The sequence below is a fragment of the Glutamicibacter soli genome (assembly GCF_003309065.1).
Taxonomy (GTDB): domain Bacteria; phylum Actinomycetota; class Actinomycetes; order Actinomycetales; family Micrococcaceae; genus Glutamicibacter; species Glutamicibacter soli.
In genome coordinates, this window is sequence record NZ_POAF01000005.1 from 232,459 (window position 1) to 247,428 (window position 14,970).

Annotated in this window: 15 protein-coding genes and 1 pseudogene; 9 read left to right on the forward strand and 7 right to left on the reverse strand. The window is 64.2% G+C overall.

Annotated features, from left to right (window positions below; translation table 11 throughout):
• Positions 1–54: 54 nt before the first annotated feature.
• Positions 55–1,197 carry a phosphoribosylformylglycinamidine cyclo-ligase gene (gene purM / locus C1H84_RS11900; RefSeq protein ID WP_113607493.1) on the forward strand — a complete coding sequence of 381 codons (1,143 nt, stop codon included), beginning with the start codon at positions 55–57 and terminating at the stop codon, positions 1,195–1,197.
• A gap of 118 nt (positions 1,198–1,315) precedes the next feature.
• On the opposite strand, the gene C1H84_RS11905 is transcribed toward purM, so the two are convergent.
• Entirely contained in the window at positions 1,316–1,741 is a 426-nt protein-coding gene (locus tag C1H84_RS11905; protein ID WP_113607494.1) for a hypothetical protein, read from the reverse strand.
• A gap of 236 nt (positions 1,742–1,977) precedes the next feature.
• On the opposite strand from C1H84_RS11905, the pseudogene C1H84_RS11910 reads away from it, so the two are divergent.
• The 3 genes and pseudogenes from C1H84_RS11910 to C1H84_RS18645 form a co-directional block, all read left to right on the forward strand.
• Positions 1,978–2,616, forward strand: a pseudogene (locus C1H84_RS11910) (transposase); the annotation flags it as partial.
• A gap of 623 nt (positions 2,617–3,239) precedes the next feature.
• Positions 3,240–3,368, forward strand: coding sequence for a hypothetical protein (locus C1H84_RS18640; RefSeq protein ID WP_272926295.1), 129 nt, complete (start codon positions 3,240–3,242; stop codon positions 3,366–3,368).
• A 36-nt stretch (positions 3,369–3,404) separates the two neighbouring features.
• Positions 3,405–4,178, forward strand: a complete 774-nt coding sequence (locus tag C1H84_RS18645; RefSeq protein ID WP_113607495.1) for a helix-turn-helix transcriptional regulator — start codon at positions 3,405–3,407, stop codon at positions 4,176–4,178.
• 5 nt (positions 4,179–4,183) lie between these two features.
• Here C1H84_RS18645 and C1H84_RS11920 read toward each other — a convergent pair whose 3' ends face one another.
• Both C1H84_RS11920 and C1H84_RS11925 read right to left on the reverse strand, forming a co-directional pair.
• Positions 4,184–5,104, reverse strand: a complete 921-nt coding sequence (locus tag C1H84_RS11920; protein WP_053798619.1) for a Sir2 family NAD-dependent protein deacetylase — start codon at positions 5,102–5,104, stop codon at positions 4,184–4,186.
• A 164-nt stretch (positions 5,105–5,268) separates the two neighbouring features.
• Positions 5,269–5,487: a DUF3073 domain-containing protein gene (locus C1H84_RS11925; protein WP_082123962.1), complete on the reverse strand. Its 219-nt coding sequence runs from the start codon at positions 5,485–5,487 to the stop codon at positions 5,269–5,271.
• Between the two features lie 224 nt (positions 5,488–5,711).
• On the opposite strand from C1H84_RS11925, the gene C1H84_RS11930 reads away from it, so the two are divergent.
• Positions 5,712–6,362, forward strand: coding sequence for a septum formation family protein (locus C1H84_RS11930; RefSeq protein ID WP_146956047.1), 651 nt, complete (start codon positions 5,712–5,714; stop codon positions 6,360–6,362).
• 104 nt (positions 6,363–6,466) lie between these two features.
• Here C1H84_RS11930 and clpB read toward each other — a convergent pair whose 3' ends face one another.
• Positions 6,467–9,058 carry an ATP-dependent chaperone ClpB gene (gene clpB / locus C1H84_RS11935; protein ID WP_113607497.1) on the reverse strand — a complete coding sequence of 864 codons (2,592 nt, stop codon included), beginning with the start codon at positions 9,056–9,058 and terminating at the stop codon, positions 6,467–6,469.
• A 146-nt stretch (positions 9,059–9,204) separates the two neighbouring features.
• Between clpB and C1H84_RS11940 the strand changes: the two genes are divergently transcribed.
• Both C1H84_RS11940 and C1H84_RS11945 read left to right on the forward strand, forming a co-directional pair.
• Positions 9,205–9,708 (forward strand): DinB family protein, encoded by a 504-nt coding sequence (locus tag C1H84_RS11940; RefSeq protein ID WP_047119862.1) that lies wholly within the window; start codon positions 9,205–9,207, stop codon positions 9,706–9,708.
• 246 nt (positions 9,709–9,954) lie between these two features.
• The gene (locus C1H84_RS11945) at positions 9,955–11,139 is read left to right on the forward strand and encodes a TerC family protein (protein ID WP_047119863.1); all 1,185 of its coding nucleotides are present in this window, start codon (positions 9,955–9,957) and stop codon (positions 11,137–11,139) included.
• Positions 11,140–11,233: 94 nt separating this feature from the next.
• Here C1H84_RS11945 and C1H84_RS11950 read toward each other — a convergent pair whose 3' ends face one another.
• A complete protein-coding gene (locus C1H84_RS11950) occupies positions 11,234–11,644 on the reverse strand; it encodes a YccF domain-containing protein (protein WP_047119864.1) in 411 nt (136 codons plus the stop codon).
• Positions 11,645–11,774: 130 nt separating this feature from the next.
• Between C1H84_RS11950 and trmB the strand changes: the two genes are divergently transcribed.
• Both trmB and C1H84_RS11960 read left to right on the forward strand, forming a co-directional pair.
• Positions 11,775–12,632, forward strand: coding sequence for a tRNA (guanosine(46)-N7)-methyltransferase TrmB (gene trmB, locus C1H84_RS11955; protein ID WP_047120874.1), 858 nt, complete (start codon positions 11,775–11,777; stop codon positions 12,630–12,632).
• 56 nt (positions 12,633–12,688) lie between these two features.
• Positions 12,689–13,321, forward strand: coding sequence for a GNAT family N-acetyltransferase (locus C1H84_RS11960; protein ID WP_342352854.1), 633 nt, complete (start codon positions 12,689–12,691; stop codon positions 13,319–13,321).
• A gap of 66 nt (positions 13,322–13,387) precedes the next feature.
• Here C1H84_RS11960 and C1H84_RS11965 read toward each other — a convergent pair whose 3' ends face one another.
• Together C1H84_RS11965 and C1H84_RS11970 are read right to left on the reverse strand one after the other, a co-directional pair.
• On the reverse strand, positions 13,388–13,816 hold the full coding sequence (locus C1H84_RS11965) for a heat shock protein transcriptional repressor HspR (RefSeq protein WP_047119865.1): 429 nt from the start codon (positions 13,814–13,816) through the stop codon (positions 13,388–13,390).
• A gap of 107 nt (positions 13,817–13,923) precedes the next feature.
• A complete protein-coding gene (locus C1H84_RS11970; RefSeq protein ID WP_047119866.1) occupies positions 13,924–14,892 on the reverse strand; it encodes a DnaJ C-terminal domain-containing protein in 969 nt (322 codons plus the stop codon).
• Between the last annotated feature and the right edge of the window lie 78 nt (positions 14,893–14,970).

The window sequence follows — 14,970 nt, forward strand, 5'->3', positions numbered from 1 at the left end:
GCAAGCGCACCTCAGCACAGCTGCGGTGTCCACGACAGATAGGAACCCCCTGCCATGAGCGGCACGCAAGATCAGCCCACGTCCATCACGTACGCCGGCGCAGGTGTAGACGTCGAAGCCGGCGACCGCGCGGTCGAGCTGATGAAGGGCGCGATCAAGGCGACCCACACCTCCGGCGTTGTCGGCGGGGTCGGCGGCTTCGCAGGACTCTTCGACGTCTCCTTCCTGACCGGCTACAAGAAGCCGTACCTGGCCACCTCCACCGACGGCGTGGGCACCAAGGTCGCCATCGCCCAGAAGCTGGACATCCACGACACCATCGGCCAGGACCTGGTCGGCATGGTCGTGGACGACATCGTTGTGGTCGGCGCCAAGCCGCTGTTCATGACCGACTACATCGCCACCGGCAAGGTCGTTCCGGAGCGCATCGCCGACATCGTGCGCGGCATCGCCGAGGGCTGCAAGCTGGCAGGCACCGCGCTGGTCGGCGGCGAAACCGCCGAGCACCCGGGGCTGCTGGCCGAGGACGAGTACGACGTGGCAGGCGCCGCCACCGGCGTCATCGAGGCAGACCAGCTGCTGGGCCCGGAACGCGTGAAGGCCGGCGACGTGGTCATCGGCATGGCCTCCTCCGGCATCCACTCCAACGGCTACTCGCTGGTGCGCCGCGTCATCGCCCACGCCAAGTGGGAGCTCGACCGGGACGTCGCCGAGTTCGGCCGCACCCTGGGCGAGGAACTGCTGGTTCCGACCCGCATCTATACCAGCGCCTGCCTGGATCTGGTCGGCGCCCTGAACGACGGAGAGAACTTCGGCGTGCACGGCTTCAGCCACGTCACTGGCGGCGGCCTGGCCGCCAACCTGGCCCGCGTGCTCCCGCAGGGCCTGATGGCCCGCGTGGACCGCTCGACCTGGTCGCTGCCTGCGGTCTTCTCCACCATCGCGCAGCTGGGCAACGTGCCGCAGGCCGACCTTGAACGCACCCTGAACCTGGGTGTGGGCATGGTCGCCGTCGTGGATCCTGCCGTGGCCGACCGCGCCGTCGAACTGCTCAACGCCGCGGGCATGGGCGCCTGGGTCATGGGCGAGGTCGAGAACCTGGATCCGTCGGCTTCCGCCGCAGGCCTGGACTTCGTCCAGGGCGCCAAGGGCGTGGACGGCGGCGCAGTGCTGCTGACCGGCAGCTACGCCAAGTAGGGCTAACGCTTCAACCCCCTGCATACCGGCCGGAAGGCCGGCATGCAGGGGGTTTTGCGTTTCCCGACACGCATGATTAACCGGATGGGTTCCGCGTGGCCGGCGTACAGGAATCGATTCAGCGGTAGTCGATGGTCAGCAGCGAGTCCCCCGGCAGCGATCGCAACGACTGCTCCGCAAGCTGCGAGACTTGGATCCCCGAGGCACGGCGCGGAACAATCTCCGCTTCCGCCGGGCTCCAGCAACTGAGGATGGCGATTCGCGACACGTGCTCGGCGATGCTTGGCAGTACGTGCAGCCAGGCGATCAGGGTCTGTGGGTCGAGTCCGTCGCTGGGCTTTTTCCCGGGGCCGAGCCCCACCAGGCTCCCGCAGTTGCACATGTTCGGCACCAGTTCAAAGTGCCTGGAGCTGCTGCGGACGCGTGAAGACTTGATCCGCAGCTCGGTGTCCTGCGGGGCAACGCCCAGCCGCGATGCGGTTTCTGCGACGAATCGCTCAGTAAACGAGTGGGCGTTGATCGCCCAGAGCACGGTTTGGCACATGCATCAATTATGCAGGTGACTGACGTCGGCAGCCGGTGCCCGATGAGCTTCTGCCCGGGCCGGTGCGGCAAGGCTGGCCGCGACGCGAAATGCCCTCGCCTCGGGCCTTGCCAGCGTCTGGGTAAGTTGACCCATGGCCTCCTCCGCATGATGGGTGATCCGCCCAACGCGCGGATCCTGCGCCGCCCGTAGCGTGGACTGCGTGAACGGTCCGGGGACTTCCCGCCGACCGCCAGCCCGCCCCGGCCCAGCTAAAGCATGCCGGCCAGGCCAGGATCGACGCGAAGCTCACAAAGCACGGAGCCCGCCGGCACACCGCGTGGGCCAACACCATCTTGGACGCCGTGGATGAGCAGACAGCAGTCGTGGTTGGCACCGAGGCCGCCGGTTTGGTCATTCCTCACCTGGCCCGGCAGCTGATCGCCTTGCATGCCCAGCGGACCGACGTGGCCACGCATCTTGAAGCCATGGGTCGGGCGCACCCTCTTTACCCGGTCCTGACTTCCATGCCAGGGGTCGCCGTCAGGGCCACTGCGATCTTCATCGCCTAGACCTCCGGCAAGACCTTCGACAGTGCCGCAGCACTGGCCTCCTATGCCGGGCTGGCGCCAACCTCCCGTCAGTCGGGCACCTCGAATAAGTCCGGACGGGTCAGCCATTCAGGCAACAGACGCCTGAAACGAGCGTTGTTCCTCTCGGCGTTCGCGTCCATCCGTTTCGACCCGGCCAGCCACGCCTACTATGACCGGAAACGGGCTCAGGGCAAACGCCACAACCAGGCGCTCCTCGCGCTGGCCCACCGGAGGCTAACGGTCATGTTCGCAATGATCCGCGACGGGTCGCTTTACGATGCCCCGGTGCCGGAAGTTGCTTGACAAAATACATAGGGCCCCCATCCCCAACGGGCTGATCTGGTGCGCCGCCATCGAGGCTTGCCAAGAGATCGGGGCTTTCGAACGGGTCGGCGAATGGACCGCGGCCCTGGATGTGTTTCGGCTTCTAGAACTAGGCCATTAAAGCGCTAAGACAGTGGGCCAATTCAGCGCGAACTTAGGCCATTTCATCCCACCCCAACAAATCCTCCTGACTAGGAGATTCATAAATGCTAAGTCACCGGCTCAGGATCCTCATTTCCAGTAGCTCTCAACTCATCAACAGCACTCCGGAGCAGAGTGACAGCACCTGTAGAAATCCATGGTGCCCCGAGGCCGTTGGAACATCATGTGAAGAACGCCCTAGTCACATAAAGGGGCAACGCATGATCATAGTCATCGAGCCGCAAGAGACAGTAAAGCAGCCCTCCCAGAAGTAGCAATCCCCGAAGCAAGGTTGACCCCCGCTGAAAGCAGTCAGGTAGTTGAGCATGACCATGGTGGTAACCCATGCGCCGAAATGGTCTACCTTAGGCCACTGAAATGGCCTGGCCTCGCCGCCTTAATGGCCTAGTTCCAAAAAGCCGAAACACACCCTGGACCAGTGGCGACGCAGCAACCCGGGAATGACCGCGTTCGGAGGTGAATGCGCGCTGTACACCGGGCAGCTCCTGGCGCTGCGCGGTGCGTGGGACGAAGCCATGGAGGAATTCTCCGCTGCCGGCCGGCGCTTCGAGAGCAACTCCCAAATCTAGGCGGCGGGGGCGGCCGAACGCGAACGCGGGGACTTGATGCTCATCTGCGGCGAACTGGCCGCCGCGGAGCAGGCCTACCAGGTCTCGGCCGAGCACGGAGGCGACCCGCAGCCGGGGCTGGCGCGGTTGTGGGCCGGGAGGGGCGACACCCAGGCCGCGGTGGCCGCGGTCGAACGCTGCCTGCGCGTGCGCACCGTTCCCGCGCAACGGAACCGGCTGCTGCCCCAGGCAAACGACGTGTTCCTGATGGCGGGCGACACCGAACGCGCGGGCGCGCTGGCTGCCGAGCTGGAGCCGCTGGCCCAGCAGCCGGGGTGCGAGAGTGCGCTGGCCGCGGCCGCCCATGCTTATGCCTGCCTGGAGCTGGCCCGCGGCGATGCGCCGGCGGTACTGCTCTACGCACGCAAGGCGATCCAGGGCTGGGACCGGGTCGGTTGCCCCTACCGGGCCGCCCGGTCGAGGCTCGTGCTGGGGTGTGCACTGCGCCAGCTGGGCGACCAGGGGTCAGCCCACGCTGAATTACAGGCCGCCGCAGACACGTTCCGGCGCTTGGGCGCACTGCCCGAGGCGAGGGAGGCCCAAAACCAGCTGCCGGTTCCCCTACCGGGCCGGTATCCCGTCGGGCTCACCGAGCGGGAGGTGCAGGTACTGCAGCTGGTGGCCGCCGGGCGCAGCAACCGGGACATCGCCGCGCAGCTGTATCTCAGCGAAAAGACCGTGGCCCGGCACCTGAGCAACATCTTCGCCAAGCTCGATGTGGGGTCGCGCACCGCGGCGGCCGCCTGGACCTTCGCCCACCACCTTGCCTAGCGAGGCTAGGAGAGCTGGTCCAGCGCCTGCCCCAACGGAACCCGCCAACGCCAGGTCGCCTTCTGTTCGCCGCGCACGTGCCCGTTGGTAATCAGCGCGACCGGAAGCCCCAGCTTCACGAAGTCCAGCAGGATGCGGTAGCCGCTCATCACGGCCAGCGAGGAACCGAGCACCAGCAGCGAGGTGGATTCCGCCTGCAGCTGCGCCATGGCTTCCTTGCGGGCCGGCGGCACGCTTTCGCCGAAGTAGACCACGTCAGGCTTGAGAACCAGCGAACCGCAGTTCTCGCAGGCGACCATGGCGAACTGGTCCACCAGGTACTGCGGCAGTTCCACGTCCCCGTCCGGATTGACCGCTTCGGGGTCGATTTCCACCGCTTCCAGGTATCCTGCGTTGGCCGCCTGCAGGCGCGCGTCGAAGTGCAGCCGATCCTCGGTGTGGCCGCAGTCCAGGCAGCGCACGATCGACAGGTCGCCGTGCACCGGGATCACGCGCCGGGATCCGGCCTGCTGGTGCAGCCCGTCGACGTTCTGGGTGATGATCCCGTTGATCCGACCCTCGCGCTCCCACTGGACCAGACGCCGATGGATGTCGTTTGGTTCGGCATTGCCCATGTGCCGCCAGCCCACGTAGCCGCGCGCCCAGTAGCGCTGGCGGGCCTCGGGGCGGTAGCGGAACTCCTGGAAGGTCATCGGCCGGTGCCGTTGCAGCGAGCCGTTGGGACCGCGGTAGTCCGGGATGCCCGAATCGGTGGAGACGCCGGCCCCGGTAACCACCAGGACCTTGCCCTCGTCCAGCATGGATTGCACCCCGTCGCGGGCTTCGGCCTCGGGTGATGCCTCGGCCTGCTGTTCCACGATGCGCTGCATGGAGCGGATCGCCGAGTGGTGCGCCATCTGGATCGAGAGTTCCTCGGGCGTGCTCATGTTCGACCTTTCACCGTTCCGGGTACGACAAAGGCCGCAGCGACCTCAAAGCTAATTTAGCTTATTCGCTGCGGCTTATCGTAAAAATGTATTGAAGAGCTGTACCACTTACTGCACAGGTGTGGCACCCCGAGCTAAAAGTATCCCGGTAAACGTCGACGACCTTAGTCGTCTTCGCCTTCTCCCGAATACTTCTTAGTCAACTCGTCGTAATCCGAATAATCGTCGTCATACGATGAATCATTACGCCCAGTATCCTGAGCATGACGATCGGAGGGCACACCCAACTCGCGTTGGAGTGCCGAAAGGTCCGTCGAGGGCGAGTAGTACTTGATATCTCGCGCTTGACGCTGTGCTTTAGCCTTTTGACGGCCGCGCCCCATGGCGTGACCCCCTCTTTTCAGTAGAGTCGGGAGGTGGTCCACCTAATAGATGGAGGCCCCCGAATATGTGATCAGTTCTTTCGTAATTAAAGGTTAACACGATTCCACGGCGAGCGCTGAACGCAACACCGGTCAGAACCGCTAGACTGGCGATTAGTCCAACGACTATTTTATGACTAGTCGCAGTTCTCGCCCGATCCGCTGACAAAGGAGCTCATCAGGTGGTGGATAAGAATCTCCCGGAGCCGCAGGCCGCACTGCCGCCGTTGCGCCCGGAACCGGAGAAACCCAAGCGTCAGATCGGGCAGTGGTTCCTGCTGGCCGCAGCCGTCATCGCCTTAGCAGCTGCCGTGGTTTTCGTAGTGCTCAGAATCATTGATCCGCCGCCTTCGCCAGAGGCGAACAACGTGCAGCGCAATGAGGCACCCGGCCTGGACGGCGTCATCGCCGAGGGCATGCCGCCGGAGCAGCTGGTGCTCGGCGACTGCTTGCGGGGTTTCACCACGCCGCTGGATCCGCAGACCGTAGTAACCTGCGATTCCTCCCATAACGCGCAGCTGATCGGCACCTTCGAGCTTGAGGGCGCCCCCGAGGCACCCTACCCCGGCGCGGACGAACTGCTGACCCAGTCCGAGGACCTGTGCAAGTCGGTCTCCTTGGACCCAAGCGCGGGAATCGACTCCACCTGGACTTACCACTTCTCGCGGCCGTCGAAGGCCACGTGGGAAAAGGGTGACCGGTTGGTCTCCTGCTTCCTGAGCCTGACCGACAGCAACGTGCGCAGTTCGCTGCTGCCTGCCTCGGATGAGCCGGGAAGCTCCGCTTCGAACCCGTCCGAGGACAAGACCAGGGAAACGGAAAACGCCAACGCCTAAGTCGGCTCTCGGCGCTGCTGGGCCGATGCCGCAGGATACCGGAATGCGGTGTGAAGACCACGAGGTCTTCACACCGCATCCCTTTTGTTCACGGCCCGTGAAGGCTAGCTGTCGGCGCGTCCTACGGTCAGCCGGTCCTTGCCCTCGTCCAGCGTGACCGAAACGGTGTCCCCGTCCTGGACCTCGCCGGCAAGGATTTCCTTGGCCAGCCGGTCGCCAATCTCACGCTGCACCAGACGGCGCAGCGGGCGGGCACCGAAGGCCGGGTCGTACCCGGTCAAGGCGAGCCATTCGCTGGCGGCCGGATCCACGTCAAGGGTCAGTCGCCGTTCGGACAGGCGCTCGGAGAGCTGGTCGATCTGCAGCTTGACGATGTTGCCCAGCTCGTCGATGCTCAGCGGGTCGAACATGATGACCTCGTCCAGGCGGTTCAGGAACTCCGGCTTGAACGAAGCGTTGACCACGTTCATCACCGCCGCCTTCTTGGTCTCGGCATCCAGGGTCTGGTCCACCAGGAACTGGGAGCCCAGGTTGGAGGTCAGGATCAGGATGGTGTTCCTGAAGTCCACCGTACGTCCCTGCCCATCGGTCAGCCGTCCGTCGTCGAGCACCTGCAGCAGGATGTCGAAGACCTCGGGGTGGGCCTTCTCGACTTCGTCGAGCAGGATCACCGAGTACGGCCGGCGGCGCACCGCTTCGGTCAGCTGGCCGCCCTCTTCGTAGCCCACGTAGCCCGGAGGGGCACCGACCAGTCGCGAGACCGCGTGCTTCTCCGAGTACTCGGACATGTCGATGCGCACCATGGCGCGCGGGTCGTCGAAGAGGAAGTCGGCTAGGGACTTGGCCAACTCCGTCTTGCCCACGCCGGTGGGGCCGAGGAACAGGAAGGAGCCGGTCGGACGGTTCGGGTCGGCGATGCCTGCACGGGTGCGGCGCACCGCATCCGAGACCGCGGCCACTGCCTGCTTCTGGCCCATCAGGCGCTGCCCGATGATCTCCTCCATGTCCAGCAGCTTCTGGCTTTCGCCCTGCAGCATGCGCCCGGCAGGGATGCCGGTCCAGGCGGAGATCACCTCGGCAATGTCATCCGCGGTGACCTCGTCGGCCACCATGGTGTGCTCCTTGGCGCCATGCGCTTCGGCGGCCGCGGCGGCGTCCAGTTCCTGCTGGAGCGTCGGGATCTCGCCGTAGAGCAGGCGCGAGGCCTTCTCCAGGTCGCCTTCGCGCTGGTACTTCTCTGCCTCGGAGCGCAGCTCATCCAGCTTGACCTTCAGGTCGCCGACCCGGTTCAGGCCTGCCTTTTCGGCTTCCCACTGCGAGTTCAGGGCGTCGAGCTGCTCCTTCTTGTCGGCCATGTCCTTGCGCAGGGCCTCCAAGCGTTCCACTGATGCGGGATCGGTTTCATCGCTCAGCGCCAGCTCCTCCATGGTGAGCCGGTCGACTTCGCGGCGCAGCTCGTCGATCTCCTCCGGGGCGGAGTCGATCTCCATGCGCAGGCGGCTGGCTGCCTCGTCGACCAGGTCGATGGCCTTGTCCGGCAGCTGGCGCCCGGAGATGTACCGATTGGACAGCGCGGCGGCGGCAACCAGCGCGGAGTCCGCGATGGACACCTTGTGGTGCGCTTCATAGCGTTCCTTCAGGCCGCGCAGGATGGCAATGGTGTCATCCACGCTCGGCTCCCCCACGTACACCTGGGCGAAGCGGCGCTCCAGCGCCGGGTCTTTCTCGATGTTCTCGCGGTACTCGTCCAGGGTGGTAGCACCGATCAGGCGCAACTCGCCGCGGGCAAGCATCGGCTTGAGCATGTTGCCGGCATCCATGGCGCCTTCGGAGGCGCCAGCACCGACCACGGTGTGGATCTCGTCGATGAACGTGACGATCTGCCCGTCAGAGGACTTGATCTCTTCCAGAACCGCCTTCAGGCGCTCCTCGAATTCGCCGCGATACTTGGCACCGGCAACCATGGCACCCAGGTCAAGGGAGATCAGGGTCTTGCCGCGCAGCGATTCCGGGACGTCCCCGGCAATCATGCGCTGGGCCAGGCCCTCGACCACGGCGGTCTTGCCGACACCGGGCTCGCCGATCAGCACCGGGTTGTTCTTGGTGCGGCGCGAAAGCACCTGCACCACACGACGGATTTCACGGTCGCGTCCGATGACGGGGTCCAGCTTGCCCGCACGGGCCAGCGCCGTCATGTCGGTGCCGAACTTCTCCAGGGACTGGAAGGTCGCCTCAGGGTTCGGGTTGTCGACCTTGCGGTCGCCGCGGATGGTGGGCAGGGTTCCCACCAGCAGGTCGCGGGTAACTCCCATCTCGCGCAGCGCCTCGCCGGTCTTGGTCTGGTCGCTGGCCAGTGCGATCAGCAGGTGCTCGGTGGAGACGTAGGTGTCACCCATTTCCGTCGCAGTCTCCTGAGCGTTGTTCACCACCTGCAACAGCTGGCGGGAGAACTGGGCCTGGGCCACCGAGGAACCGGAGCTGGAAGGCAGCGCCTTGATCAGCGAGCTCGCCTTCACCGAAAGCGCGTCGACATCCAACCCTGCAGTCTTCAGCAGTGCCACCGCAACCGAGTCACGCTGGTCCAGCAGCGCCTTGAGCAGGTGCGCAGGTTCAATCTGGGGATTGCCTGCGGTCGATGCGTTCATCCCGGAGGCCGAGAGAGCCTCTTGGCTCTTGGTAGTGAGTTTGGTGTCCACGCGCTTCCTTTCGTTTGTGGGTGAACCTTTAAACTTGAGTGTACTTAACTCAACTCTTGTTTGACAGGGGTTATTCCGTTTTCGCCGAACAATTTCAAAAAAGTTTTTCCTTGTATTCACCGAGCCGACCTGCGAACAATGGAGCTATGGCTAACCCGAACTCACCAGAGCTTTTCTTCGCCGAACACGATGAGCAGGTCAAGGCCTTCATCGACCAGCATCGGGCGATGCTGCTCGATTGCCTCGACGGCCTCACCGAAGAGGAGGCCAGAGTGCAGCTCGTGCCGTCGCGCACCACGCTGCTCGGGCTGGTCAAGCACGGAACATTCGTCGAGAAGGTCTGGTTCCGGGAGGCTCCCACCAGCAGTTCCCGCTCCATCTTGGGTATCGCCCCGAATCCCGATGAGTCGTTCAAGCTCGAAGAGGGCGACAACATTGCCAGCGTCATCGCCGAGTATCGCGAAGAAATAGCGCACACCCACCAGGTCCTGGAGGGGACGACCGGCGAAACGGTCTTCCCCGGGAACAAGCGGGGGCCGCTGCCCCTGCGCTGGATCCAGCTTCACATGCTGCGTGAACTGGCGCAGCACTGCGGACACGCGGACATCCTGCGCGAACAAGTCCTAGCCGCGCGAAATGCCTCTCCCTAGGCCCGGCGATGGGCGGCTCCACCGGTCGAACAACCACCGCCGGTCAACGCACCGCACATGCCTGGACTTTCCCTGAGGGCAAAACTCAAGATAGAGTTGATCCCACGTAAGGGAGTATTCACAAGCGTTTGATCCGTCAGTACGTAAGACACAGGAGTCTTGCCGGGTTCTGCGGCCAACCATTTTCCGTTGGCGAAGAGACTTACTTGGATGGCTTGTACCCAACTTACGAAAGCAGGAATCCCCATGGGAGTTTCTCCTTTGATCTGGGGCATCACGATTGTCGTGATCCTCGCACTTTTGGCATTCGACTACTTCTTCCACATCCGCAAGGCGCACGTTCCGTCGTTGCGTGAAGCGGCCATCTGGTCGAGCATCTACGTCGGCCTCGCTTTAATCTTCGGCATCGTCGTATTCATTTTCGGCGGCGTGGACATGGGCGCCGAATACTTCGCCGGCTACATCACCGAAAAGGCCCTCTCGGTCGACAACCTGTTTGTCTTCCTGATCATCATGGCCAGCTTCAAGGTGCCACGCGAGGACCAGCAGAAGGTGCTGCTGTTCGGCATCGTGTTCTCGCTGATTGCCCGTACCGCATTCATCTTCGTCGGTGCGGCGCTGATCAACCAGTTCGCCTGGGTCTTCTACATCTTCGGCCTGATCCTGCTGCTGACCGCAGGCAACCTGCTCAAGAAGGACGACGAGTCCGACGAGGCGAACAACTTCATCATCCGTCTGGCCAAGAAGCTGTTCCACACCACCGACGAGTACGACGGCGATAAGCTGTTCACCAAGATCGACGGCAAGAAGGTCTTGACCCCGATGCTGCTGGTCATGGTGGCCATCGGCGGTACCGACATCCTCTTCGCCCTGGACTCGATCCCGGCAATCTTCGGCCTGACCCAGAACGTCTTCATCGTCTTCACCGCGACCGCATTCTCCCTGATGGGTCTGCGCCAGCTGTACTTCCTGCTTGACGGCCTGCTGGATCGACTGATCTACCTGTCCTACGGCCTGGCTGCGATCCTGGCGTTCATCGGCGTCAAGCTGATCCTGCACGCGCTGCATGAGAACAACCTGCCGTTCATCAACGGCGGCGAGCACGTATCGGTCATCGAGATCACCACCGGCCTGTCGCTGAGCGTGATCATCGGCGTCCTGGTAGTCACGGTCCTCGCCTCCCTGTTCAGCAAGGCCGGCAAGGCGCAGACCGCCGTGAACAACGTACGCCGCCATGCGAACAACTACACCGACCTCTCCTACACCGCGGACCAGGCCGAGCGCGAGCGGATCTACACCGAGCTGCTGGAAGAGGAAGCCTACGTGAAGTCCATGGACAAGAAGTACCGCGACAAGGTCAAGGACATCGACAAGATCCGCGACGAAATCACCGAGGCGCACCGCCAGCACGACGAGTACCTCAAGAGCTAGCAACGGCATCTACCGCCAATACGGACCGGGGCTGCCCTTCCACGTGGAAGGGCAGCCCCGGTCCGTTTAATCCGTGCGAGCCGAACGGCAGGCGCTAGCGGCGCATGGTCCCGATGTAGTAGTCCGAAGCGACCACCACCTTGCCCAGCGGCATCAGGGACACCGGGATCATCTTCAGGTTCGCGATGCCCAGCGGGATGCCGATGATCGACACGAACATCGGGATGGCGGTAAGCACGTGGCCGATGGCGATCCAGATGCCGGCAAAAACCAGCCAGATCACGTTACCCAGCGTGGAGAAGGCTCCCACAGCGCCGCGATCCACGACGGTGCGGCCGAAGGGCCACAGCGCGTAACCCGCGATGCGGAATGAAGCGATGCCGAACGGAATGGTCACGATCAGCAGGCAGCAGATGATGCCAGCCAGGACATACCCCAGTGCCAGCCACAGGCCGCCGAAGAGCAGCCAGATGATATTCAGGATTCCCCGCAATAGATCAGTCATGGATCCAGTCTTCCCCATCGACTCCCCCGGGCGCCATGGGTGACAGCCCGGATTTTCCCCTGAAACCGTGGCCAATCCCCTACTCTCCCGGGAAGAATCGATGCGGTGCGCTCGGCTAGGATTAATGATCATGAGCGATTCGAGCGAAGAACAGCGTCAGGCCGCGGCCCCGACCCCCAAAGACCCAGCACTTTTCCGGGCCGAACCGGTCTCTTTTGTCCGCCGCGGCAACCGCCTGCAGGGCCGCCGAGCCAGCGCCTGGGAGCGCAATGCCGAGCAGTACGTCATCGAGCCTCCCCGCAAGATCGCCGACACCTCGGTAGCCGATGATTTCACCCTCGACCCGGATCAGGCATTCGGCCGCGTGGCGCCGCTGATCGTGGAGATCGGCACCGGATTGGGCGAATGCATCGCCAACGCCGCCAAGGACGACCCCGAGCGCAACTACCTCGCCGTGGAGGTCTACCGCCCCGGGCTGGCCCAGCTGATGCTCAAGGTCGAGTCCTTCGGTATCGAGAATGTCCGCGCCGTCCAGGCCAATGCCCCCGAGGTGCTGGACGTGATGCTCGAAGAGAACAGCGCCGACGAAATCTGGATCTTCTTCTCCGACCCCTGGCACAAACCGCGCCACCACAAGCGCCGCCTGATCAAGGCATCGTTCCTGGACAAGGTTTCCCGGGTGCTCAAGCCCGGCGGAACCCTGCGCCTGGCCACCGACTGGTCCAACTACGCCGAGCAGATGCGTGACGCGCTCACCGCCCACCCGGATTTCGAGAACCAGTTCCCGGGCAACCTTGCCGGCGAGGAAAGCAACCTGACCAAGGTCCGCCGCGAGGGCATGGAAGGCTTCGAGAAGGAACCAGAGTTCACCGACGAGCTCGGCGGCTGGGCCCCGCGCTTCGAACGCCGCATCCTGACCAGCTTCGAGGGCAAGGCGCTGAAGGCAGGCCGATTGGTCTTCGACTTGGCGTACACTCGCGTCGGCTAGTGCACGACCTGACATAAAGTCCGGCAATGGCTCATGTCCACCCTAAACTGGTGGCCATGAGCCATTCGTCATTAATCCCGGCCTCCGAGTTCTCCACCGCGCCCGCCATGGAATTCGCCGGGGTGAGGCTGGAACAGCTCGCCGCCTCGCACGCGCCGGACTTGGCCGAGGTAGTGGCCGCCGGACGCCTCGACGAGGACTGGTTCGCGACAACTCCCCCGGCACAGCAGGTGGAAGCCAATATCGCCCAGCGGCTGGACTCCCAGGCAGCCGGAACCATGGCCCCCTTCGCCATCATCGACACCTCCGCCGGCAAAGCCGTCGGCGCCACCGCCTACCTGAACATCGATGCCGCAAACCGCCGGGTGGAGATCGGATCGACCTTCCTGGCCGTTGCGGCGCAGGGCACCGGCATCAATCCGGCAGCGAAATACCTGCTGCTGCGCAGGGCATTCGAAGTGCTCGGATGCTACTCGGTCGCGTTTTGCACGCATTGGCACAATGAGGCTTCCCGCGCCGCCATTGCGCGGCTGGGCGCCAAGCAAGACGGCGTGCTGCGCAACCACAAGTACGATCCGGCGACCGGAACCCTGCGAGACACCGTCGTCTTCTCGATCCTGCCCCACGAATGGCCGGCGGTGCGCACCCAGCTGGAAGCCCGGCTGCGCCGCCACGGCCGGCTCGGATAGAGACAGAAAATCCAGCCGCGCCGGGATCTGGCGGGCTGGATTTCTAATGTCTTTCAGGCGGCAGGCCTACCTGCCGATAGCGCGGCGCACCGGGAACAGCGATACCGTCGGTTCGGGCCGCGAGGGGCGCATGCCGCGGGCCAGCGACACCACGTCGCCTGCGACGGTGCCGGCGGCGAAGATGCGCGATTGGCCTTGGCGCACGTAGTCCAGTTCCGCGCGCAACTGGTTCACTTGGCCCTTAAGGCTAGCCACTTGGTTTTCCAACTCAAGGATCCGCTTGATGCCTTCCAGCGACACGCCATCCTTGCTCAGCGCCTGAACCTGGCGCAGCAGGGACACGTCGTGCTGGGAATAGCGGCGCTGCTTGCCCGACTGCCGGCTGGGCGAAACCAGGCCGATGCGGTCGTACTGGCGCAGCGTCTGGGGGTGCATGTCGGCAAGCTGTGCGGCGACGGAAATGACGAAGACAGGTCGCAGGTACTCCCCGTTCACGGTACTTCAACCACCTTTCTGCCTTGGTTGTATCTTGAGTCTATCGACGGGGCCGGAGGATGTTGGCTCCTCCGGCGCCGGCGACGGGTGATCGGCGGGTGCCGATCCTAGAGCTTGGCCTTCGAGGCCAGGTCCGCCCGCGGGTCCTCGCCCTCGGTGGCTGCGGCGAAGTCCTCAACCGCCTTCTTCGCGGCATCCGAGAGGTTCTGCGGAATGACCACGTCGAGCACGATCAGCAGGTCGCCGGTGGCCTTGGAAGTCTTCACGCCGCGGCCCTTCAGGCGCAGCGTGCGGCCCGAGTTGGAACCTGCCGGAACCTTCACCGCGACCTGTTCCCCGTCGAGGGTCGGGACGTGGATCTTCGCGCCCAGTGCGGCCTCGTCGAAGGTCACCGGGACGTGCACGCGGATGTTGTTGTCCTCGCGCTTGAAGAATGGGTGCTCAGCGACCTTGACCTTGACGATCAGGTCTCCGTTGCCGGCGGCGCCGGCTTGGCCGCGTCCGCGCACGCGCACCGACTGGCCGTCCTTGATGCCGGCCGGGATGCGCACGTCGATGACCTCGCCGCTCGGCTCGCGCAGCCCGATCTTCGTGCCGTTGATCGAGCCGGCGAAGGAGATCGAGGTGTTCGCGGTGCGGTCCGCGCCCTTGCGCGGCGGAGCGGCCTGGCCGCCGAAACCGCCGAAGCCGCCCGCTCCCCCGAACAGGTCGGAGAAGTCCGGCTGCCCGCCACGCTGGCGTGCCCCGCCTCCCCCGCCGAACAGGTTGGAGAAGATGTCCTCGAACCCTGCGCCGCCGCCCGGAGCTCCGCCCGGACCTCCTGCTGAGAAACGTGCTCCCGAGCCCATGGCACGGATGGCGTCGTACTGCTCGCGCTCTTCCTTGTCGGAGAGGACCGAGTTGGCTTCGGTAATGTCCTTGAACTTCTGTTCGGCGGTTGCATCACCGGCGTTGGTGTCAGGGTGGTACTTGCGCGCAAGCTTGCGGTACGCCTTCTTGATATCCGCGTCCGAGGCGTCCTTGGAGACGCCGAGGATCGCGTAAAAATCTTTGTCTATCCAGTCCTGACTTGCCATCAGGGCCTCATCCTTTCTATGACAATTCGAAACTGCCCACTGGCGAATACTCGACAGTGGGCAGTTTCAGTTGTGCTA

What these genes read in the sequence shown, in the direction of transcription:
- purM (WP_113607493.1), top strand. Translation starts at nt 55, where the DNA reads ATGAGCGGCACGCAAGATCAGCCCACGTCCATCACGTACGCCGGCGCA.
- C1H84_RS11905 (WP_113607494.1), bottom strand. Translation starts at nt 1,741, where the DNA reads ATGTGCCAAACCGTGCTCTGGGCGATCAACGCCCACTCGTTTACTGAG.
- C1H84_RS18640 (WP_272926295.1), top strand. Translation starts at nt 3,240, where the DNA reads ATGACCGCGTTCGGAGGTGAATGCGCGCTGTACACCGGGCAGCTCCTG.
- C1H84_RS18645 (WP_113607495.1), top strand. Translation starts at nt 3,405, where the DNA reads ATGCTCATCTGCGGCGAACTGGCCGCCGCGGAGCAGGCCTACCAGGTC.
- C1H84_RS11920 (WP_053798619.1), bottom strand. Translation starts at nt 5,104, where the DNA reads ATGAGCACGCCCGAGGAACTCTCGATCCAGATGGCGCACCACTCGGCG.
- C1H84_RS11925 (WP_082123962.1), bottom strand. Translation starts at nt 5,487, where the DNA reads ATGGGGCGCGGCCGTCAAAAGGCTAAAGCACAGCGTCAAGCGCGAGAT.
- C1H84_RS11940 (WP_047119862.1), top strand. Translation starts at nt 9,205, where the DNA reads ATGGCTAACCCGAACTCACCAGAGCTTTTCTTCGCCGAACACGATGAG.
- C1H84_RS11945 (WP_047119863.1), top strand. Translation starts at nt 9,955, where the DNA reads ATGGGAGTTTCTCCTTTGATCTGGGGCATCACGATTGTCGTGATCCTC.
- C1H84_RS11950 (WP_047119864.1), bottom strand. Translation starts at nt 11,644, where the DNA reads ATGACTGATCTATTGCGGGGAATCCTGAATATCATCTGGCTGCTCTTC.
- trmB (WP_047120874.1), top strand. Translation starts at nt 11,775, where the DNA reads ATGAGCGATTCGAGCGAAGAACAGCGTCAGGCCGCGGCCCCGACCCCC.
- C1H84_RS11960 (WP_342352854.1), top strand. Translation starts at nt 12,689, where the DNA reads ATGAGCCATTCGTCATTAATCCCGGCCTCCGAGTTCTCCACCGCGCCC.
- C1H84_RS11970 (WP_047119866.1), bottom strand. Translation starts at nt 14,892, where the DNA reads ATGGCAAGTCAGGACTGGATAGACAAAGATTTTTACGCGATCCTCGGC.